Below are 21,730 nucleotides of genomic sequence, written 5' to 3' on the forward strand. Positions count from 1 at the left end.
GCGAACCTCGGCGGAGAGTGAATCTGGGCGTTCTTAAACAATTGTTTGAAAGTAGCGCTACGATAGTAGTAATACTCTCGCCCAGACACCATTAGCCCAAGGTATCAGCCGCCGCCAATAATGCCTCTATATTGCGCTACTTGCGCACGCCCATCTGCTCCACGTCATCATAATAGGTGATATGACTTTCATCTTCGGCAGGCGGCCCTACCACGGGCTCAACGGCGTCAACATCCCATACCGCGTCGGACAAATCTTCCAGGTGCTCGTGCTCTAGCGCGCCCTGCATTAATTCTTCGGTCACCACTAGCTCGGCACCCGCTGCGGTCATTGGCGTTGTTGGCGTAAATGGAGCCACGGGCACCGGCGCTGGGCGAACATGGCGACGCCAGGAAAAGAACATGACGAGGAACAGGCTGAGCGAACCAAAAGCCCAGAATAGACCTGCGTCGCCTATCGCCGTCATGACCGGTGAAATCATTAGCGGGCTTAGCGTGGCGCCAATCGAATTGATCAACAGCAACCCCTGGCTCATACGCACTAAGGCGCCCGCGGGTGCACGGTCAGCGGCATGGCTAACGGCGACAGGGTAAAGGGCAAACACCCCGCCGCCGAGCAAGAACAGCAGCCCTGCTAACAGCGGTGTTGAGAGCGGCAGCCAGAGGATCGCCGCCGAGATCAATACACAGAAACCGCTAATCCCAATCAACACCATCTGACGGTCGTGGCGGTCCGACCAGCGGCCAATCGGATACTGCAGCAGCATGGCGCCCATAATCACCACGGCCATCATCTGCCCTACCTGGCTAACGCTCATACCGTTACGCTGCAAATAGAGCGGTAGCAGCGTATAGGCCGCCGCCACTACCATGCCCGAGCCCAAACTACCCATCACCCCGGTGGGTGTCAGCATAATCAAACGATGGGGAGGCAGCGGTTCGGCATGTTCCATGATCGGCGAGACACGGGGAATCATTGCCATTGGCAGGACGGATAGCGAGGCCAGCAAACCAATCACCATAAAGGGCGCGGTGACGCCCATGGCGTTAGTCACGCCTAGCAGTAGCTGGCCCAAGACCCCGGCACCATATAGCGAAATCATATACAGCGCCAGCAGGCGGCCGCGGACCTTTTGATCCCCGGCGGTCAGCAGCCAGCTTTCAATGACCAGATAAACGCCCACCGTCGCCCAGCCGCCAATCAGGCGTAGGCCAAACCAGGCCCATGGGTCGAAAAACAAGCCCTGCAGCAGCACCGTAACTGCGACGAGTGAGGCGAAACTACCGTAGGCACGAATGTGGCCAATGCGCAGCAACAGCCGATCATTCACCAGCGCACCCAGCGCTAAGCCGATAAAGTAAGCCGACGACACAATACCGATCACCGTGGCCGACTCACCGGCGGCGTCCAGACGCACGGTAATTAAGGTGGCAAGAAAACCGTTGCCAATCCCGAGAATGAATAGCCCTAACAGGGGCGCCAGCGCCATGGCTAATAGTTGCCGCGACATGAAAACCTCACCTTGCCTACAGGAGTGAAAAACACGCATGAAACATGTTGCCAAATGTGCTCAAAACCACCGTCATCTCACCTGGCACACCTAGTCAGGCTGGGATATCGGCGCGCAATTATTGCCCTCAATGGTGCAAAGTCAATGCTTTTCGAATGCTTCGCTCACTCGCGCTGGCGGTTTCTAAACAATAACCGTGTCGGGGCCAGGAAATTCCACTACCAAATTATTCTCTTGTGCCCACCAGCGAAAGGTCGCTTCACTAAAAAAGCTAACGTGCGTGGGGGGCGCTAATATAGTGCCAGTGGGGTAAATAAACGCCCTAAAAAGCGCCGGCATCCCGTATCATGCGGCGAGTTTTGATGTTTATCGTATTCGGCTTTGGCAGCGGCGGCGCTCAAATGCTGCTCCGGGGGGAACACATACCAGCGCGCACGTGGCACACTGGTAATAGTCACGGCGCCGGTCCCTGTGGTAAAGCGCAGTGTAAGTTTCCGCGCATAGCGGGCAGCGGCGCATCATCGTATTCTCTGGCTTATCGCTATGGTTTAAGGAAAGAGGCATGCTAACAGGTCTGGATCATCTTGTTGTTACCGTCACGGACATGGGGCGCGCGGTGGATTTTTACTCCCGCGTGCTAGGCTTAGACGTACGCTATCGCGATGCCCAGCGGGTCGATCTAATGCTTGGGGATACCGCGCTACGTCTGCATCAAACAGACACCGATATCGCCCCCGTCTCCGCAACGCCTACTCCCGGCAGCCTGGATTTATGCCTGCGCTGCCAGCTGCCGCTGGACGAATTTAAGCAGCACCTGGATGCCTTGGCGATTGACGTGGAGCTTGGGCCTGTGGCTCGCCAGGGCGCCAACGGGCCGATTGAGTCAATTTATCTGCGCGACCCGGACGGCAACCTGCTGGAGATTTGCCGAGCTTCTTCGCGCTAAGCTTTGGCCCGCGTTAATGCTAAACCGGGGATCGCAAGGTATCATACGGCCCTTGAACAGCACCCGCTGAGCTGGATAATTCGCAGCTAATGAGCAGCAAGCTCTATGCCCTTATACAGATTGATCGAAAGGAAACGCTATGCGTGATAACGCCAATGTGCCGCTTGAAGGCGAAATAATCAGCGAAGAACAGCGCCATCAGCCCGACACCACGCTGGCGATGGTTATTTATGCGCTTTATCTGGCCAGTTTTTTTCTCGGTTTTACGTCAGTTATCGGGGTGGTCATCGCCTATGTGTATAAAGGCAAAGGCCCTGCCTGGCTAGAAGAGCACTATCGCTACCAGATTCGCACCTTCTGGATAGGGCTGGTGTACGGCATCGTGTTTTCGCTCTTGACCTTCATACTGATCGGCTTTCCATTACTGTTGGCGCTCGGCGTATGGCTGATCATCCGCTGCGTTAAGGGCTTTAAAGGGCTGCAAGAGAAGCGTGCACCCACCAACGTAGATACTTGGCTGCTCTAATAATGACTCAGCACAGGTCTGAATCCGATGGGCGTTTCTCAAAAGCCAGTGCGATTAGCGGGCTTTGGCGTCATTTGTCAGGCTGGTCGCTCTCGCGCCTGTGGCGGGTTTCCTCAGCGCTAGGGCCTCAGGTTTACCGCTTTAGCAAGCGTGAACGCTTTATCACAGAGCGCAACTTGGGCGTTGTTTACCCCCATTTTTCAGCTGCCGAACGCAAGACGCTTGCCCGGCATAGCCTGCGCCACTCAACGGCGACCATGTTAGAGCTTGGGCATGCCTGGATGGCGGAGCCGGATAACGTAGAAGCGGGGATTTTGGCGGTCTATGGGCGCGACAAGCTCGATAGTGCCCGGGCGCAAGGCCGTGGAGTGATCGTGCTAGCCCCGCACTTTGGCAACTGGGAAGTGCTCAACTTCTGGCTGTCGGGCCACTTCCCCTTTACCGCCATGTACGAACCACCCAAAATCACCGCCTTAGATCCCATCATTCGCCATGGCCGAGAGCGTATGGGAGCAAGCCTGGTGCCGACGAATCCTCGCGGCGTCGCGGCACTGCTCAAAGCGCTTAAACGTAGCGAAGCTATTGGCATATTGCCCGACCAAGAACCCGACTGGGGCAGCGGTGTGTTCGCGCCTTTTTTTGGTCGCGATGCCTACACCGCCACGCTGCTGCCGAAACTAGTGGCGCGTACCCAAGCAAGAGTCGTCACCGGCGTGGCGCTGCGCGTTCCTGGCAAGGGCTTTGAGATCCACTTTCTAGATGCCGACGAGCGCGTTTATAGCGCCGATGACGTGGAGTCTGCCACGGGGGTCAACGCTTGCGTAGAAAGCGCCATTGCCCTGGACCCCGCGCAGTATCAGTGGGAGTACAAACGCTACCGTAAAGTGGTGCAAGAACAGCAGCAATTGCCCAACTTTCGCGACTTCCGACCGTATTGATAACGCCTCATTCTTACGGCAGATTACTCGTTATTGTCACGGGCATACACATCGTCTAAGCGCTCTATATCGTCCTCGCCCAGGTAGCTTCCCGACTGCACTTCGATCAATTCAAGAGGAATCTTGCCAGTGTTTTCCAGCCGGTGAAGCGCCCCGATGGGAATATAGGTCGACTGATTTTCACAGACTAAGAAACTCCGCTCTTCAATCGTCACCCGTGCCGTGCCGCTCACCACTACCCAGTGTTCAGCGCGGTGATGGTGGCGCTGCAACGACAGCCGCCCACCGGGTTTCACGGTAATGTGCTTCACCTGATAACGCTCGCCGCTATCCATCGCTTGAAAGCTTCCCCAAGGACGCTGAACCTGAGGCGCGCATTCAGGCTCGCGACGCCCCGCCAGAGAGAGTGCCGCCACCAGCTGTTTGACCTGCTGTGCCTGCTCACGGTGAGCGATTAATACGCTGTCAGATGTTTCCACGACAATCAGATTTTGCACACCCAGCGTTGCCACCAAGCGATGTTCGGCAATTACCAGCGAGTCCTGGGTATCGGTTAGCCAGGTATCGCCTTTGGCAGCGTTACCAGCTTCATCGGGCACTACCGTTGCCCACAGCGCATCAAAACTACCGATGTCGCTCCACTGCGCCCTCAGCGGCACCACCGCGGCGCGCTCGCAGTGTTCCATGACCGCATAGTCGATAGAGTCCGCCGGGCAGCGGCAAAATGCCTCTTCGCCCAGGCGCAGAAAATCTAAGTCGCAATGGGCCGAGCTAACCGCCTCCACGCAGGCCGCAAGCATCGTCGGCTGCAGGCGCTCTAACTGCTCTAAATAGCTTGAAGCACGCAGCAAAAACATGCCGCTGTTCCACAGGTAGTCGCCGCTTGCTACCAGCTTAGCGGCGCGCTCGGCGTCAGGCTTTTCGATAAATGCGGCAAGATGATGCCCCCCGTCTAAAGGCGCACCGCAGGCAATGTAGCCATAGCCAGTTTCAGGCTGGGTCGGCACGACGCCAAACGTCACCAGGTAGCCTGCTTCGGCGAGCGGCGTGGCAAGCGCAACGCTGTGCTGAAATGCGCCAACATCGCCTATCTCATGATCCGCCGGCAGCACCAGGAGTAGCGGATCATCGCCGGCTTGCCGCGCCAGCAATGCCGCACAGGCAATCGCGGGTGCGGTATTACGCCCTTCGGGCTCAAGCACCAGCGTGGCCGCTTGACTCATTTCGCGCAGCTGTTCGGCCATTAAGAACCGGTGGCTCTGATGCCCCATCAGCATCGGGGCTTTATCGGTCAGCCCGACTAAGCGCCTCAGCGTTTGCTGCAACAAACTCTGCGGCGACGTTAAGCGCAAAAATTGTTTAGGCATTTGCTCTCTTGATAGCGGCCAAAGCCGAGTGCCGCTACCACCGCTTAAAATTACCGGCTGAATCATGGTTCCATCCTTGTGGTCATCCTTGCATCAGAGCACGCGTTTTAGCGAATAGGCTCACCGAAATCGGCCTGTAACCAGTGACGCAGCTCGCTCATTCTAGGCGCATTTTCAGCCTGTTCGAGCGCAGGCAGCGTGCCGGGTACAAATCCGCGAGCGATAAACGGCGCCAGAAGCGCGGGGTCTGCACTGATGATATGCACCGGCACCGCCGCGCTAGCATTATCACCGGTAATTAACGGCGCAGCCTGATGATCACCAAGAACGATCATCAGCGTTTTGTCGTCCACCACCCGCTCCGCCCAGCGCCCGGTGACTTTTACAGCGTAGTCCACCGACCAAGCATAGTGATCGCGAATACGTTCGATGTCTTGCCACAGCACTTCTGGCGGGGCGCCGGCGTTTTCCCACGGTGCAAAAATGCGGCCATCCTCGATTAACGACCAGTCTTCAATGACCGGCAGTATCGGTGTCCAGGGCGCATGGCTAGAAATCAACGCCTGCTGGGCAAACACCGGCGAGTCGCCTAGCAGGTATTTTTGAGTGTAATCGAGAGTGAACTGGTCGGGCATAGTCACCCAGTTAAGGGCAGGGCCGGCGTAGTCGATGTCGTTGGCGGCGGCTATTTCATCGAAACCGTAAATCTCGCCTTCCGGCCACGCCATGGTAATAGCGGGCATGACGGCTAGCGTGCGCTGCCCGGTGGCACGAAAATCATCAATCAACGTGGAATGGCCGCTGTCTAACATCAGCCGATACCACAACTGGTTGTCGATCCACCGGCCGCTGAGCGTGGTCGCGTGCGCCAGCCACGACTGCCCTCCGCGAATCGGGGCTTCTAACATACCCGACACGACGTGAATATCTCGCTTTTCTAAGCGCTGCTGCATCTCGGCAAGGGTGGGCAGCAGCACGTCAGCATAGCGCGGGTCATTCAGCGCCGAGATGCCGTAAGACTCAATGAAAGTCAGCAGTACATTATGTCCCTCAAGCCCAGGCAAGGCGTGGGCCTGCATAGGCGCATCTTCCAACTGAGCGATAAATTCACGGCGAGCAGCATGGGTAGCGGTTACTTGCTGCCATTGAAAACGCGTGATGTTGACCAACGGCAGGCGGGCGCTATCCACTAATCGCATACCGTTAAGCTCAAGCGCGGCACCGCTGGTCGCCATCACCAGCAGCGCTAATGCAACCGCTCGGGGCATGCGCTTAGTAACGTAAGACGCTGGTGGCAGTAGCAGCCATGCCAAGCCCGCGGTAATAGCAAGCAACAAGGCGGCGCCGGCCAGCATTGCGCACACGGCCAAAAATTGCCCGAGATTTCCTTCCAGCAAGTTATAAACCGCACTCATTAAAGGCAAATCGAGGTAGAGGTTGAGTGGCCGGGCAAAGGCCATATGCGTCGCGGCAGTTCCCAGGTTAGTAGCGGTTGCCAATACCACCCAGCTCAACAGCCCCACTGCCACGATGAGGCGAGCCCTGCCACGAGGAAGCAGCAGCATTAAGGGCGCGATGACCAACGCTTCCCAGGCAATCAGATGTGAGCTGATATCACTAAAACGCCACCACAGCGGCGCGATGAGCAGTAGATTGAGCAGCAGTACCGTTGATAATAATCGAGTCATCGCATTCTCGTGTGTGTCTGCTTTAGCTTAAGATACCTAAGATAAGAGCTATCAGTGTCCTACCTTATTGAAAGGCAATAGACAGGCGCAAGGCATAGGGCTGCTGAAAAACACCATAATAATGTATGTCGAAAGGATTTCGCCCATGTGTGTTAGCAGCGTTAATAGAGGCAAGGTTGATAAAAACAAAGTTGGTAAAGACCGGGTTGGCAAAGACAGGGCTCGCAAAGACAGAGCTAGGAGGGTGCGGGCTGGCAAATTGACAGTGTTACTCGGCTGCACGATCGCATCGACTGCGTTTGCCGACGATGACCAGCACTTCAACGCGGTGATTGAACGTGCGCAACAGCTTGCTGAGAATACGTATCAAGCCCCTGAAGAAACGCTGCCTGATGCGCTGCGTGATATTAGTTACGATACCTATCGGCAAATTCGCTTTGATCCAGAGCATGCTTACTGGAAAGAAGAAAGCCCGTTTAACTTACAGCTATTTCACAGCGGCTTCCTTTTCCAAACCCCCATTGTGCTCAATGTTATTGAGAACGAGGGCATTGAAAACGACAGCGTAACCTCTCTGCCGTTTGCGCCCGAGGATTACAACTACGAAGGAAATGCTGAAGCGCTGAAGGAACAGGATTTATCGGGTAGCGGCCATGCGGGGTTCCGCCTGCATTATCCACTCAATAACGAAGAATACGCAGACGAAGTAGCGGTTTTCCTTGGCGCGAGCTATTTTCGCATCGTAGGACGCGACCAAGTGTATGGGCTTTCGACGCGGGGGCTGGCAATCGATACGGCGTCCCCCGACGGCGAAGAGTTTCCAGCATTCCGCGAATTTTGGTTTTATAAGCCCGCCGCTGATGCCGATCACCTTGAGCTATTGGCACTGTTGGATAGCCCTTCTGTCAGCGGCGCCTATCGCTTTATTATCCGGCCCGGTGACGATACGCAGGTGGAAGTAGAAGCCGAGCTATTTGCGCGAGACGATATTGCCAAGCTAGGCGTTGCCCCACTCACCAGCATGTTTACTTATGGCGAAGCGAGCCGCGAGCGCCCGGACGATTTTCGCCCGCAGGTACACGACTCGGATGGGCTACTGATGCATACCGGTAGCGATGAGTGGATTTGGCGCCCGCTGAATAACCCTGATGATCTTCACACCTCGGTGTTTATTGACGCATCGCCACAGGGGTTTGGCCTCATGCAGCGCGAGCGCGACTTTAACCGCTACTTAGATACGGAGGCCCAGTATCATCGCCGTCCCAGCCAGTGGGTGGAGCCTTTAGACGACTGGGGCCCTGGTCACGTTGAGCTGATTGAGATCCCCACTGCCGATGAAACTCACGACAACATTGTTGCCTTCTGGGTCGCCGATGACGCGCTGAAGGCCGGTGAGTCTCGCCGCCTGCACTACCGCACCTACACCCTCAATGCTCAGCCAGAAGACGCAATGCTTGGGCAAGTCATTCGCACCCGTCATGGCCGTGTCGGCATTATCGAGCAGGAAGATTCAGCCTCGTCAGGGCAGCGCCAGTTTATTATCGACTTTCAGGGGGGCGCGCTAGATGAGCTAACGGCCGACCAACCGGTTGAGCTAGATATCAGTATCCAAGACGGTGAGGTGCTGTTGCCTCAAGTCACCGCCCTACCTAATAAGGGCTGGCGCGCTAGCTTCAGACTCCCCGCCAGCGATCAGCCTAGCGATGTTAGCCTCAGACTGACCTTAAATGGCGAACCGGTTAGCGAAACCTGGAATTACGTGTGGTATCCGGATGTCTGACCCAAGCAACACAACGCTATCCCTTATCTGGCTCATCATCCGCTATAGGTCGTTCACGCTATGATTTACCACTGGCAAGCGCTTACCTCTTCACAACTCGCCGATATCGCCCAGCGCGACCCGGTGGCGGTACTGGTGCTCGGTGCCATAGAGCAGCATGGCACTCACCTGCCTTTAGCCACTGATCTCACTATTGGCCTAGGCCTTCAGGCGGCCATGCTGGAGCAGTTGGATGAATCGCTTAATGTCATTTGCCTACCGCCAATTTCCGTGGGCGCCAGCGATGAGCATGCAAACTTTCCCGGCACGCTGAGCTTGCCCGCGCCGCTTGCTATTGCCACTCTGGAAGCCTATGGCGATAGCCTAGCCCAGACGGGCATTCGCCGCCTGGTACTGCTAAACAGCCATGGCGGTAACAAAGCGGTGATGGACATCGCCGGGCTAACGCTGCGGCGGCGATATGCCATGCGTGTGGTAAAAGCGACCTATACGCGGCTACCTCCTCTTGAAGACGGCATGGATGCTGAAGAACTACGCTATGGATTACACGGCGGACTGCTGGAGACCGCGATGATGCGGCACTTAGCACCATCGCTTGTGCAGCTTGATGACTACCAAGCCGCCCCCACCGCGGCACCACAGGGCAACGCATTAGTCAGTGCAGAGGGCGCCGCGGCGTTTGCATGGCTAGCAGAAGATTTAAGCGCTCAAGGCGTAGCAGGTGATGCCACTCACGCTAGCGCTGAATTAGGCGAGCGGTTAGTAAGCCACTACGCAAGCCAACTTGCCATGGTAGTAACAGAAACCGCCCAATTGCCGCCGCTAGCAGAGCAAAACGAACGCTCTGACTAGCGGCGGTTGCGATTAGCGCTGGCTGCTTAACACATCGTCCAAGAGATGCCCGCCACGGGTTGCCTTAGCGTTTAGGTAGCGCTGATTGTGATCGGTAACGCTGCCGTAGAGCGCTTGGCGCGATACCACTTCGATGCCGCCTTGGCGCAGGGCGTCCATTTTCAGCGGATTATTGGTCAGCAGTTGCACCTGGTCGATTTTAAGGGCGCTGAGCATGTCCACCGCGACGCTATACTGGCGCTCATCATCGCCGAAACCCAGCACTTGATCAGCATCGACCGTATCCAGCCCACCGTCTTGCAACGTATAGGCACGCAGCTTGTTAGCTAAACCAATGCCACGCCCTTCTTGAGCCAAATAGAGCAGCACACCGCCCCCCATGGCCTGAATATCCTTTACGGCATTGCGCAGCTGTTCACCGCAGTCACAGCGCAGGCTAGCGAAGAGATCTCCCGTTAAGCAGGCCGAATGCATACGCAGCGGCACCGCTGCTTCCCACTCTTCCGGCTTGCCAATGACCACGGCCACATGCTCGCGTAGGCCGTCGGGCTCACGAAAGAGCACGAAGCGGCTGTCGGCCGCTTCTTCCAACGGAATATGCGCTTCGCTCACCCGCTTAAGCATGCCCGGCACACCGGACAAGCACTGCTGAGCATCCTTGGCATTAACGGCTAACAGCCGCCCTTCGGCAAGCTGCTGCTCAATATCCGCGGCGGCTTTTTCACTCACAAACGCGCAGAGTGCTGCGGGTATGAGCAGGGCGCGACGCATGAGCGTCACCGCACCTACTTCCGCTAGCGCCGCTGGCTTTAAGCCCTTTAATCGCTCGCTGCCCGCTGACGGCTGATCTTCTGAGGTGGCTAAACGATGCAGTTCACCAGCGCCAATGTTCGCTGCTAGCGGTAAGCTTGCCGCCTCAGCGGTGACCGCCACACCGATAGCCGCTAAGCGGTGGCGGGTAAGCACTAGTGAAGGGGGGCTACCGGCCAGCTGCGCAAGGGCATCTATCGACTCGCTGCCTTCCAGCGCCTGCACTAATAAACGCTGTTTGCCGGCATTAATCACCACGGGAAAACCACGACGAATATCGAAAATAGCGCGTTCAATCTGATACATGTTGGCCTCCTGGCTTCCTGGCGTGGGAGTTGTTATAGCTTGCGCTGGGCGCTGCTTGCTGCGAAGTGCTGACTCGAAGTGCTTGCTCTTAACCAAGCAGCGCCCGCATGATTAAGCGGACTTTTCATTACGGAGACGTCATGCCCGACCCCAACGTCAACACGGACGCTACCTCGCCAACCATCCATCAAGATAGCCGTATTGAGGCGGCTGATGCCTGGGAGTGGCTGCTGGCGCTGCGCTACTGTCGCGCCTGCTCGGTGATGATTAAGCTCACGCCTAGCGGCGAATGGGCAACGTCTCTGGCCGTTAGCGCTGACGCCCGCGAGCTGCTGGACTGCCTGGCGCCGCTGGCCAGCCAATCTCAATGGGTTGTCGCTCAGTTGGGCCAAAGCCTTGATGGCCGCATCGCAACGGAAAGCGGTCATTCGCACTATATCAACGGCCACGAAAGCTTGGTGCATCTGCATCGGCTGCGCGCCATGGTCGACGCCGTGGTGATCGGTGCGGGCACTGCCTGTGCCGACAACCCGCAGTTGACCGTGCGCCACGTTAGCGGCGAGCACCCGGCCCGCGTCGTGCTGGACCCTCGCGGGCGGGTACCCAGCAGCCTGGCCCTGATGCAAACAGATACCGCACCGACGCTGCATATTGTGGGGCCGGAGGTATCGGCGACGACGTCTCATTCCCACGTTGAGCGCTGCGTGCTGCCGCTGAACGCTAGCAGCCAGTTCAACCCTCAAGATGTCATTGCACTGCTGGCCGAGAGAGGCTTGCATCGCGTGCTGGTGGAAGGTGGCGGCATTACCGTTTCTCAGTTCATCGAAGCGCACGCCGTTGACCGTTTGCATCTGCTCATCGCCCCGCTGCTGATTGGCTCCGGCAGGCCGGGGCTGAAAATGACACCCATCGACACGCTTGATAAAGCGCTGCGTCCGCCCACGCGAACCTTCCGCTGCGGTGAGGACACCTTGTTCGATATGCTGCTTCGGAAGGCTGCCCCCTGAGGGCGACGCCTTTTCACGACGGCTCAGCGCAACCCAGATACCCGGCAAACTGGCCAGCAGCACTAACACACCGTAAGCCAGCGATACCGCCACGCCCTGGGCTGCTGGCAAGCCCACCAGCGCCCAAACACCGGCCGCGGCACCTTCACGTAGCCCCCAGCCCGCGACCGAGAAAGGGATCACCATCGCTAAGAGTAATACCGGCGTGAGCGCGAGCAGCTGCAACACGGGTAGCTCAACGCCAATCGCCCAGGCTGCGCAGACCATCACTAAGCCATAGCTCAAGACAATCATCAGTGACGAGAGCAGTTGCCGAGGCCACACGCCGCGTTGCAATAAGCCACGCTTAATATCGCGTGCTAAGGCTTGGCTCCAGTCTGGCAGCCGCCCAGACCAGGCGCTAAAGCGATGGCGCAGCAACAGCCCGCCGACGATCGCTAAGGCTGGCCCTATCACTATGCTGAGGCCAACCACCGTGATCACGGGCATACCCAAGGCGGCATGCCAAAGCGGCGAAAACAGCAGCGCCGTTAGCGTTAATAGCACTAACGCTAGCTGGCCCGACGCACGTTCAATAATCACCGCCCGCCAGGCCTTGCCCCGGGACTGTGCTTGGCGGGCATGACGATGAGCGCGGCCTGCATCGCCTAGCACTCCTCCTGGCAACAGCTGATTGACTAACAGTGCGAGATAATACTCGCGCAGCGCATAGCCGAATCTCAGCGGCACGTTAATTAGCCCCGCGGTGAACTGCCAACGCCAAGCGCTGAGCATGATCTGTAGCGTACTGATAACAAACGCCAGGACTACCCAGCCGACAGAGAAACGCTGCACCTCATCAACGATCGCCCTAGGGTCAACCCACAGTGCGACTGCTCCCAGCAGGGCGACGCTGACAACGCCACGGTGAAGCCATGGGCTGCCTAACATCGCGTGCAGCTGCGTGCGGACTCTCGGCGACTGGGCCATTGGCTTACGCCTCTTCCTGGGGCATGGCGAACAGATCACGATGCCCCACCCAGATACCTAATTCACCGCCAGCAACCGCCTGCTGACGATGCTGCAACCAGGCGGCAATACGTGCCGATGATTCAGGCACTTGTTCTGTTACGGCCAGCGCCCAGCCTTCCAACAGCGCCGACATCAACGGCAGCTGCTCGCGATTGCCAGCGCTTAGATGCCAAGGCGTTTCAGCTTGCTCAATGCGGTACTGCGCCTTTTCTAAGGCGGCGACTAACGCGTCATGGGCCTGGCCACCCAGCGCGGCACCTAGTCCTTTATCGCGCTGCTGGTGAGCCATAAACATCGCCAGCATCCAGTGATCTTCATCGTCTACTACCGGGGCGTCGAGGACATCCGTAAAGTACCACTCGCCGGTCACGCTTAAGGCAATCAATAGGGCCTGATGCTGATGAGCACAGCGAGTGACCAGTTCATCAATCCACTGCTGTGAAACCAAATCAAGCAGCGCTGACGCGGTCACTAGGTGTGAGTCGTTGATCGGCACATCGCTCAGCGGCTCAAGCGATACGCAGTGTGTTTCAACCGTTACGGGCAACCCCTGACAATCGCTAAACTCCACCACTCGCTGCTGGGCCTGCTCTAACAGCCCAGCGTCATGATCGATTAATTTCCAGCGCTGGTAGCTGCCCAGATGCGGGGCAAGAAAGCGCATATTGCTGCCTCGGCCGCAGCCAAGATCCGCTATGCGGGGTGATGCTGCACGCGCACTGAGCCACTCAGACGCCTGCATGGCCAGCGGTTGGCTGCGCGAGGCAATGTCAGCCTCTTCGCGCAGCGTCAACCAGTCTGCTGCAAACTGGCTGCCGGCACTAAAGCCAAGCGGAGCCCTCGGCGTGGTTAACGCAGCAGCAAAGTCAGCGCCTGCCGCCTGCCAGTCATTAAGGCTATGGCGTGCTTGCGCAGCGCCTTGACGAAGCTGATGACGTAAATCGGGGTCACCGCAAAATCGATTAAGGGCATCTTGCAGCGCCTCGCTATCACCCGGCGGAACGCTCAAACCCGCCCCCGGCGGCAGCGTATCGCGCAGCGCACCACCGGTAGTGGTAATCACCGGCAGGCCGTGGGCCAGCGCCTCAGTAATCACCATGCCGTACCCTTCATACCAAGACGGCAACACGAGGGCGTGGGCACGCTGGTATGCTGCTTCAAGCGTTTCATCATCGCACTCACCGTGCAAGATTACTCGACCGGTAAGCTGATGTTGCTCGATAAGCTGCTGAACGCGCTGGGCAAACCCTGCGTCACGCGCACCGCCATAGCAGTCGCACTGCCAGTTATCCCCCGCTACGTCTGCCAACGCCTGAACTAAAATGTCCTGCCCTTTGCGGGGCGTTACCGTCGCCACACACAGCAGCCTCAGCGGCTCGCCTGGCTCGTCGGCGCGACTTACCGGCGCTTGAGCGACTCCCGGCTCAACGACCGAAACATCGGCATTGAGCGGCATGGCGTAGTTCGTTGCCAGTTCCAGCACACGCCGAGCGGTAAAATGACTAGTGACGATAATGCGTGCCACGCCTGCAAGGGCCGCAAGTTCACTGCGATGAAAGCGCTGCTGATCCGCTTCGCTCAGACCCAGCTCATCACCTAACGGATGATGCAGCAGAGAGGTAATATCCAAGCGCTGCCCGTGTAGAGCGATCACCTCTGGCAATGCCCCCATGGCCAGCCCATCAATCACCACCGACGCCCCTTGTGGCAACGACTCAAGCGCTTGGGTGAGCTGCTGTGTTGCTTCGCTATCGGGATCAGGAAACGCACCAGAAAGACCGAGCACGTCGATTTCCCAACCCTGTTCACGCAACGCTGCGACGATGTGCGCATCGTAAAGATAGCCACCGGTGCGTTGAGCAGGGTCGCCAGCAACGATTAACGTGAAATGTCGATTCATAGCGCGCCTTCGAAACTTGCCCAGGCCACATGAGACTCGTGGAGTTTGATTTCCATATGCGTAATACCACGGGCCGTCTGGCCCATTTCCCCCTCGCCAATCGCGCCGGCGAGCTTGTCAAAAATCGCCTTGGCCATAAATTCAGTGGTGGTGTTTTTGCCTGAGAACTCGGTTTCTTCGTCCAAATTGCGAAAGTTGTAGCCCGCAAGCACCTCTTTTACCGTTTCACTCGCCAGGCCAATATCGATCACGAGGCCATCTTCATCTAGCTCAGGGCGTTGAAAAACCACATCCACGACATAGGTCGCCCCATGCGTACGCTGGGCAGGGCCAAAAATCTCGCCTTTAAAGCTATGCGCAATCATAAAATGGTCACGGACGCATAAACGGTACATAGAGACTCCTTGTCATCAATAATTAGTTCTGAAATGTAGCTATGAAAAAATAGTTATAAAAAACAGCTATAAAAAAAGTTACGAATAGCGTAATCGGTGGCACAGCGCGGTGCTTCCTGACCCCAATAGATGCGGTGCAAGCGCGGGGAAATCGTGAAAGTCGCTTTCACCACTCACTAAAATGTCCAGCCGATCGTCGTCCAGCAAATTTAGCGCTAACGCTAAGCGGCGGCGATAGTCCCAGCGGGAAAGCAGTTTCGTAGGCAGTTGGCCGACTTGGCTAGCGCGAAGCGTCAAGCGCTGGGAATGAAAGGCGCCGCCCAAAGGCAATGTCACGTCATCTTCGCCGAACCAGCTCATCTCAATGAGTCGGCCCGCGTTACCCAGTAGGTCAAGCCCCTGACGCAGCCCGTCAGGGTGCCCGCTGGCGTGAATAACGCAGTCTTGATTGTGAGGGGCCTGGTCGGGAGTACTAAACGCCACCCCTAGGTGGGCGGCAACGGTCTCGCGCTCAGGGTTAATATCGATTAGGTGTACATTCACCCCGGGAATTTGGATGCACAAATACGCCACTAAAGCGCCTACTACGCCCGCGCCGATGACGCACACCTGCTCGCCCAGCATGGGCTCTGCGTCCCACACGCCGTTAATCGCCGTTTCCATATTGGCAGTCAGCACCGCGCGTTGAGCAGGCACATTTGCAGGAATGGCAACGACCGCCGAGGCGGGCACCACATAGTGATCTTGATGGGGAAACAGACAAAAAACGGATTTATTCAGCAGTTCATCGGGGCCATGCTCGACACGCCCAACGCTGCAGTAGCCGTATTTTACCGGGCCAGGAAACGTCCCTTTTTGAAAAGGAGCCTGCATGCGCGCAAACTCGCTCGCCGGTACACGGCCATTGAATACCAACGATTCGGTACCCCGGCTAATCCCACTGTACAAGGTGCGTACAAGCACTTCATCTTGCCCAGGGGGCTTGAGTATTTCACGCCGCATCTCGCCTTGCTGGGGGTTGGTCACCCAAAAGGCAGTGGCGTAGTCAGGCGCCAGCATAGCCATTCCTTTTCGTTGCGAGCTCAACCAACCCGAGCCCATGCTCATTCCATTGAATGCTACGTTTTATCGCTAGGCTGCGAACTAGCTAGTCTGCGAACTAACAACGTCTTGCACCATAAGCCCGTTAGCGTTGTCGCATAGCCAGTGGCCACCTTCAGAATAGTGTTCAATGGCTCACCTAATTCAGCGTAGCGCTTGGAAAGAAAATATTCGATTAACAATTTTTAAACACTTGATACTATCACTGCCTTCAACGTTAAGTTGCTCTATGTACAACCCTACCTTCTTCTACAAGAATGGTACATATAAAAATAGTTGCATCACTTACTTTAACTGCGGACAGCGACGCCGCTTCGTGAGCCAACATGCCGCTTTTCTCAAACGCGTCTTCCTGCACTCCGCACAAGTCGCTTTATACCGCTTTTGAGCTGCTTTTAGGCAGTCTGACATTAATCATCCTTGGCAATGCTTTGCCGTTACTTATGCTGGGCTCCAGCAACTGGTGGGTGGCCGGTGGTTTCTACGCGTTTATTTCTATACTGATTCTAATTTTCTGGCCCCACGGGGCGCTCGGATGGGCAAATCGCGTCACGCTGATACGCGCGGTGCTGGTGGCCATAGTGGCTGCTGGCTTGCTCGCAGGCGCTTTTAAAAACGCTATTTGGCAGTGGCTGTTGATTGCGGTAATAGCGTTGCTGCTTGACGGCGTGGACGGTTGGATCGCGCGATACACGTACAGCCACTCAACCTTTGGCGCGCGCTTTGACATGGAGCTAGACGCCCTGCTGATTATGCTGCTATGCGTCGGGCTGTGGGAGTTTGAATCGCTGGGCGCCTGGGTATTGCTCATTGGCGGCATGCGCTATCTGTTTGTGATGGCGGGCTGGCGATTCAAGTGGCTAACCGCCCCTCTGTTTGCCAGCTTTCGCCGCAAAGCAGTATGCGTATGGCAAGTGGCGGCGCTACTCCTAGCACTGACGCCGCTCAACTCGCCGCTAATGGCTAATTTACTAACGCTCAGCGCGTTAGTTTCGTTAGCTTATTCATTCGGGGTCGATGTACGTTGGCTCTACGCAAGATCTAAACCCTAAGCAGAGCTAATCGGCCAGCCGATTCTGAAGCGCATTTAACGCGTTAGTATCGGCCTCTAGCTCGCGGGTTGCGTCTTCTAGCTTGGCACGTCTTGTTTCAATATCGCCGGCATCGCCTTCACTGAGAGCCTCTTCAAGATCAGCCTGACGCTCTTGAACCTCCTCCTGGCTTTCCCGCACGTCCTTTGCAGCATCGTCTAGCACGCCTTCGTTGGTGCATTGGGCTTCTATAGCGTCTAACGCACGCTGCAAACCGTCAATACGATGTTGATTACCATGCTCACGGGCGTATTCGAGCTGTTCTTGAACGTCAGCTGCCTTGTCCTCACACAACATGTCCGTGGCATGTGCCAACGGCATGGTGACAACGCCTGCCATCATGATGAACCCGAGCATGGTTAATGATTGCTTTTGCATAGCTCTCTCCTGCCTGTTTTACGAATTTTCCTGGCTAGTCATTTTACAGCACTGCCTTACCGCGCAAATGCGATATAGTTATCACAAAATACAATTTATTGCATAAAAGAAATATTCTATATTCTTTATAAGAATATAGAATCTCTTCAAAGCAAAATCTCTTCAAAGCATTGGACACCGCTCGCTATGAACATTCAGCAGTTACGCATCGTACGCGAGACCGTGCGTCAACACTTTAATCTAACAGAAGCCTCCAACGCGCTGTTCACGTCACAGTCTGGGGCCAGCAAGCATATCCGTGATTTAGAACAAGAGCTGGGCGTTGAGCTATTCGAACGGCGCGGCAAGCGTATTCTAGGGCTGACCGTGGCGGGCAGTACGCTAATTGATTGTATTGAGCGTATTTTGTTGGATGTCGAAAACCTCAAACGCTCGGCGCATCAGCTTACCCATGAGGATCAAGGCAGCCTGGCCATTGCGACGACGCATACCCAGGCCCGCTACGCCCTGCCACCGATTATCGCCCGTTTTAAAAAAATCTTTCCCAACGTGCACTTGGAGCTGCATCAGTGCAGCCCGGAGGAAATTGTCTCGTTATTAAAAGCGGGCAAGGTCGATATCGGCATTGCCACGGAAGCGCTTAACGAGGAAGGGCAGCTATTTGCCTGCTTCCCCTTCTACCATTGGTATCACGGCGTAGTAGTGCCTCAAGAACACCCGCTTAATGATGGATTACCACTGACGCTTGAACGCATTACCGAGCATCCTATTGTGACGTACCACGAAGGGTATACGGGTCGAAAGCGAATCGATACCGCGTTTTCGACAGCCGATGTCTACCCTGACATTGTGCTAACCGCGCTTGATGCGGATGTCATCAAAACTTACGTTGAGCTAGGCATGGGCGTTGGTTTGATCGCATCGATGGCTTATCACGAGCAGCGCGACCAGGGCTTAAAACTGCTGGATGCCAGCAGCTTATTTCCACGCAACACCACCTATCTTGCGCTGAGGCGCGGCCACTTTTTACGCGGCTATGCCTATCAGTTTTTGAAGCTTTGCCGTGAAAACTTAGACGAAGAGACCGTCCAGAAGGTGCTAGCGGGCCGTCAGGATTAATCCTTCTCTTAATCACAAAAAAACATAAGCAATCCATTTTTTATTCGTTAATTAGCATATAGAACCCCGTTAGGCTGCTCCCATCACATCAATAAACGATCGTTCAAGATCCGACTCTGGAGCAGCCTAACTATGCGAACTATCTCTTCATCAACTAGCTCTTCTTCCAGTATTTGGCAACTCTCCAAACTCACAGGCGCCGTTCTGCTGGCCGGCGCCGTGCTGGCGGTTACCTTTAGCACCACCGCCCAGGCTCAAAGTGAAAGCGTTGAGCTTCTCAACGTCTCTTACGACCCCACCCGTGAGTTCTATCGCGAATACAACGAACTGTTTGACGAATTTTGGCAAGCTGAGCACGGCCAATCTGTGACCGTTCGCCAGTCTCATGGTGGCTCAGGCTCGCAAGGCCGCGCCATCATCGACGGTATTGATGCAGATGTGGCGACACTGGCACTCGCTTACGATATTGACGCAATTCATGAACGTGCTGACTTAATTCCGCAAGACTGGCAGTCGCGCCTTCCTAATAACAGCTCTCCTTACACGTCCACCATCGTTCTACTGGTGAGAGAAGGTAACCCTAAAAACATTCAGGATTGGGATGACTTAGCCCAAGAAGGCATTGACGTCATTACGCCCAACCCGAAAACATCAGGCGGAGCACGCTGGAACTTCCTGGCGCTGTGGGGCTACGGCTTAGAGCAGTTCGATGGTGATGAACAGCAGACCTATGATTTCGTGCGCCAGGTATATGAAAACGTGCCGGTGCTCGACTCAGGTGCCCGCGGCGCGACCAACACCTTTGTCCAGCGCCGCATTGGCGATGTGTTTATCGCTTGGGAAAACGAAGCGTTCTTGTCAGTGGAGCAGCTAGGACAGGGTGAGTACGAAATCATTGTGCCGTCTCAGAGCATTCTTGCTGAGCCACCCGTGACCGTGCTGGATGCCAACGTTGATCGTAAGGGCACCCGCGAAGTAGCAGAAGCTTATTTAGAACATCTCTATACCGATGAAGCCCAGCACTTAGCAGCTAAACACTACTACCGGCCAAGCAATCAGGAAATCTTGGCTGAGTATAGTGATGAGTTTCCAGCACTCGATCTTTTTACCATCGATGAGGTCTTCGGCGGCTGGCAAGAAGCCCAGCAGCGCTTCTTCAATGATGGCGGTGTATTTGACGACATTCTCGAAGCGATCAACACCCAGTAAATCGCGTGTAACCAACCTGCCAGGGGGCTATCGCCTCCCGGTATTTTAACGAGAAGCCACTATGTCGATCACCCCTGCCAAGCGTCGCGTCATCCCAGGGTTTGGTCTCACCATGGGGTTCACCCTGCTGTATATGGGGTTGGTGTTTCTGATCCCGGTGGGCGCCTTTTTGCTCTATACCACCACCATGAGCTGGGACACATTTTGGAGTGCGGTCACTCAGCGTCAGGTCGTCGCTTCCTACAAACTGTCTTTTGGCGGTTCCTTAATTGCCGCAACAATCAACTTGGTGTTTGGGGCATTGGTTGCCTGGGTATTGGTGCGTTACCGGTTTCCTGGTAAGCGTTTGGTCGATGCGCTGGTTGATCTACCGTTTGCCCTGCCAACGGCGGTAGCCGGTATCGCCCTAGTAACGCTCTACGCGAGCACCGGCTGGGTGGGGCAATACTTGGATGTGTTTGGCATTCGCATCGCCTACACACAGCTGGGCGTGGTGATTGCCCTTACTTATATCGGTTTACCGTTTGTGGTGCGTACCGTACAACCGGTGTTGGAAGACTTAGAAGCCGAGCTGGAAGAAGCCTCCGCAAGCCTGGGTGCTGACCGCCTCACCACCATACGTCGGGTTATTTTCCCCGCGCTATTCCCCGCCCTGCTCACCGGCTACGCACTGGCCTTCGCACGGGCGTTGGGCGAGTACGGCTCGGTGGTCTTTATCTCTGGCAATCTGCCATTTCGTACCGAAATTACCCCGCTATTGATCGTCGCCAAGGCTGAACAATACGACTACCACGGCGCAGCCGCTATCGGCACAGTCATGCTTGTCGCTGCATTTTTAATGCTGCTGGTCATTAACGGCCTGCAGTGGTGGGCCAGTCGGCGCCATGGATAACAGGAGTACGCCGTGACAACGTCATCAACGGTCATTGAGACCCATGACACTATCGCTAAACGCTGGCGACGCGCGACCGAAGAGCCCGCTTGGCTGCGAATCATCCTCATCACCATCGCCTTAATCTTCCTGGGTCTTTTTTTAGTGCTGCCGTTAACGGTCGTGCTTTACGGTGCCTTTGAACAAGGTATTGGCGTCTGGTACGACGCGGTAAGCGACCCTGATGCGCTATCAGCGATTCGCTTAACGTTTCTCATCGTGGCCATTGTTGTACCGCTCAATACGCTGTTCGGCGTGGCGGCCGCTTGGTCTATCGCCAAGTTTGAGTTTCGCGGCAAGTCGATTTTAATTTCGCTCATCGACATGCCCTTTGCGATATCTCCCGTGGTGGTGGGCCTAATCTTCGTCATTTTGTTCGGCTCACAGGGTTGGCTTGGGCCTTGGCTCTCGGCTCACGATATGCGGATTATTTTCGCCATTCCTGGCATCGTCATCGTGATCGCTTTTGGCACTCTGCCGTTTGTTGCACGCGAGCTTATCCCGCTTATGCAGCAGCAGGGTAAAGAGGAAGAAGAGGCTTCTTTAACGCTGGGCGCCAACGGCTGGAAAACGTTCTGGTACGTCACGCTGCCCAATATCAAATGGGGGCTGATTTACGGCGTCATTCTGTGTAATGCCCGCGCAATGGGCGAGTTTGGCGCGGTGGCCGTTGTGTCTGGCCGCATTCGTGGTGAAACCAACACCATGCCGCTGCATATCGAAGTGCTTTACAACGAATACATGTTCACCGCCGCCTTTGCCGTCTCTTCGCTATTGACAGGCCTAGCGCTGGTCACCATCGCGATTAAAAGCGCCGTTGAGTGGAACGAAGAGCGCCGTCAGCGCATTGCCGCCGCATGACCCC

19 protein-coding genes and 1 pseudogene are annotated in these 21,730 nt (G+C 56.0%); 11 read left to right on the forward strand and 9 right to left on the reverse strand.

What is annotated here, in order from left to right; all coding sequences use genetic code 11:
* Positions 1-136: 136 nt before the first annotated feature.
* A complete protein-coding gene (locus tag ACT3TR_RS02230) occupies positions 137-1,510 on the reverse strand; it encodes an MFS transporter (protein WP_096281558.1) in 1,374 nt (457 codons plus the stop codon).
* Between the two features lie 562 nt (positions 1,511-2,072).
* On the opposite strand from ACT3TR_RS02230, the gene ACT3TR_RS02235 reads away from it, so the two are divergent.
* The 3 genes from ACT3TR_RS02235 (at position 2,073) to ACT3TR_RS02245 (ending at position 3,920) form a co-directional block, all read left to right on the forward strand.
* Positions 2,073-2,456, forward strand: coding sequence for a VOC family protein (locus tag ACT3TR_RS02235; RefSeq protein ID WP_096281560.1), 384 nt, complete (start codon positions 2,073-2,075; stop codon positions 2,454-2,456).
* Positions 2,457-2,595: 139 nt separating this feature from the next.
* Positions 2,596-2,982, forward strand: a complete 387-nt coding sequence (locus ACT3TR_RS02240) for a DUF4870 family protein (protein ID WP_444624634.1) — start codon at positions 2,596-2,598, stop codon at positions 2,980-2,982.
* A gap of 2 nt (positions 2,983-2,984) precedes the next feature.
* Complete coding sequence (locus ACT3TR_RS02245) at positions 2,985-3,920, forward strand: lysophospholipid acyltransferase family protein (RefSeq protein WP_096281564.1); 936 nt, start codon at positions 2,985-2,987, stop codon at positions 3,918-3,920.
* Between the two features lie 23 nt (positions 3,921-3,943).
* On the opposite strand, the gene ACT3TR_RS02250 is transcribed toward ACT3TR_RS02245, so the two are convergent.
* A complete protein-coding gene (locus ACT3TR_RS02250; RefSeq protein ID WP_444624633.1) occupies positions 3,944-5,353 on the reverse strand; it encodes a mannose-1-phosphate guanylyltransferase/mannose-6-phosphate isomerase in 1,410 nt (469 codons plus the stop codon).
* Between the two features lie 41 nt (positions 5,354-5,394).
* Entirely contained in the window at positions 5,395-6,975 is a 1,581-nt protein-coding gene (locus tag ACT3TR_RS02255; protein ID WP_444624632.1) for an alkaline phosphatase, read from the reverse strand.
* Positions 6,976-7,234: 259 nt separating this feature from the next.
* Here ACT3TR_RS02255 and ACT3TR_RS02260 point away from each other — a divergent pair, with 259 nt between their 5' ends.
* Positions 7,235-8,755 (forward strand): glucan biosynthesis protein, encoded by a 1,521-nt coding sequence (locus tag ACT3TR_RS02260; RefSeq protein WP_444624631.1) that lies wholly within the window; start codon positions 7,235-7,237, stop codon positions 8,753-8,755.
* A 60-nt stretch (positions 8,756-8,815) separates the two neighbouring features.
* Complete coding sequence (locus ACT3TR_RS02265; protein ID WP_444624630.1) at positions 8,816-9,607, forward strand: creatininase family protein; 792 nt, start codon at positions 8,816-8,818, stop codon at positions 9,605-9,607.
* A gap of 12 nt (positions 9,608-9,619) precedes the next feature.
* Here ACT3TR_RS02265 and ACT3TR_RS02270 read toward each other — a convergent pair whose 3' ends face one another.
* Positions 9,620-10,723 (reverse strand): GTP cyclohydrolase II, encoded by a 1,104-nt coding sequence (locus tag ACT3TR_RS02270; protein WP_096281575.1) that lies wholly within the window; start codon positions 10,721-10,723, stop codon positions 9,620-9,622.
* Positions 10,724-10,986: 263 nt separating this feature from the next.
* Between ACT3TR_RS02270 and ACT3TR_RS02275 the strand changes: the two genes are divergently transcribed.
* Complete coding sequence (locus ACT3TR_RS02275; RefSeq protein ID WP_444647228.1) at positions 10,987-11,730, forward strand: RibD family protein; 744 nt, start codon at positions 10,987-10,989, stop codon at positions 11,728-11,730.
* A gap of 105 nt (positions 11,731-11,835) precedes the next feature.
* Here the strand turns inward: ACT3TR_RS02275 and ACT3TR_RS02280 are convergent.
* The 4 genes and pseudogenes from ACT3TR_RS02280 to ACT3TR_RS02295 all read right to left on the reverse strand — a co-directional run.
* Positions 11,836-12,699, reverse strand: a pseudogene (locus ACT3TR_RS02280) (lysylphosphatidylglycerol synthase transmembrane domain-containing protein); the annotation flags it as partial.
* Between the two features lie 4 nt (positions 12,700-12,703).
* Positions 12,704-14,641, reverse strand: a complete 1,938-nt coding sequence (locus ACT3TR_RS02285; protein WP_444624629.1) for a glycosyltransferase — start codon at positions 14,639-14,641, stop codon at positions 12,704-12,706.
* Positions 14,638-15,036 (reverse strand): 6-pyruvoyl trahydropterin synthase family protein, encoded by a 399-nt coding sequence (locus tag ACT3TR_RS02290; RefSeq protein ID WP_096281580.1) that lies wholly within the window; start codon positions 15,034-15,036, stop codon positions 14,638-14,640. Before ACT3TR_RS02290 ends, ACT3TR_RS02285 begins: the two co-directional genes overlap by 4 nt.
* A 78-nt stretch (positions 15,037-15,114) precedes the next feature.
* A complete protein-coding gene (locus tag ACT3TR_RS02295; protein WP_444624628.1) occupies positions 15,115-16,095 on the reverse strand; it encodes a zinc-dependent alcohol dehydrogenase in 981 nt (326 codons plus the stop codon).
* A 368-nt stretch (positions 16,096-16,463) separates the two neighbouring features.
* Here ACT3TR_RS02295 and ACT3TR_RS02300 point away from each other — a divergent pair, with 368 nt between their 5' ends.
* Entirely contained in the window at positions 16,464-17,189 is a 726-nt protein-coding gene (locus ACT3TR_RS02300) for a CDP-alcohol phosphatidyltransferase family protein (RefSeq protein ID WP_444624627.1), read from the forward strand.
* A 6-nt stretch (positions 17,190-17,195) separates the two neighbouring features.
* Here the strand turns inward: ACT3TR_RS02300 and ACT3TR_RS02305 are convergent, their stop codons facing one another.
* Complete coding sequence (locus ACT3TR_RS02305) at positions 17,196-17,606, reverse strand: DUF1090 domain-containing protein (RefSeq protein WP_444624626.1); 411 nt, start codon at positions 17,604-17,606, stop codon at positions 17,196-17,198.
* A gap of 186 nt (positions 17,607-17,792) precedes the next feature.
* On the opposite strand from ACT3TR_RS02305, the gene ACT3TR_RS02310 reads away from it, so the two are divergent.
* The 4 genes from ACT3TR_RS02310 to cysW all read left to right on the forward strand — a co-directional run bounded on the left by ACT3TR_RS02310 (position 17,793) and on the right by cysW (position 21,726).
* Positions 17,793-18,725 carry a CysB family HTH-type transcriptional regulator gene (locus tag ACT3TR_RS02310; RefSeq protein WP_441686889.1) on the forward strand — a complete coding sequence of 311 codons (933 nt, stop codon included), beginning with the start codon at positions 17,793-17,795 and terminating at the stop codon, positions 18,723-18,725.
* 132 nt (positions 18,726-18,857) lie between these two features.
* Positions 18,858-19,934 carry a sulfate ABC transporter substrate-binding protein gene (locus ACT3TR_RS02315; protein ID WP_444624625.1) on the forward strand — a complete coding sequence of 359 codons (1,077 nt, stop codon included), beginning with the start codon at positions 18,858-18,860 and terminating at the stop codon, positions 19,932-19,934.
* Between the two features lie 61 nt (positions 19,935-19,995).
* On the forward strand, positions 19,996-20,826 hold the full coding sequence (cysT, locus tag ACT3TR_RS02320) for a sulfate ABC transporter permease subunit CysT (protein WP_096281592.1): 831 nt from the start codon (positions 19,996-19,998) through the stop codon (positions 20,824-20,826).
* Between the two features lie 12 nt (positions 20,827-20,838).
* Positions 20,839-21,726, forward strand: coding sequence for a sulfate ABC transporter permease subunit CysW (gene cysW, locus ACT3TR_RS02325; protein ID WP_441686884.1), 888 nt, complete (start codon positions 20,839-20,841; stop codon positions 21,724-21,726).
* Positions 21,727-21,730 lie beyond the last annotated feature (4 nt).

The organism is Halomonas sp. AOP12-B1-6 (assembly GCF_052379225.1).
Taxonomy (GTDB): Bacteria; Pseudomonadota; Gammaproteobacteria; order Pseudomonadales; family Halomonadaceae; genus Vreelandella; species Vreelandella casei.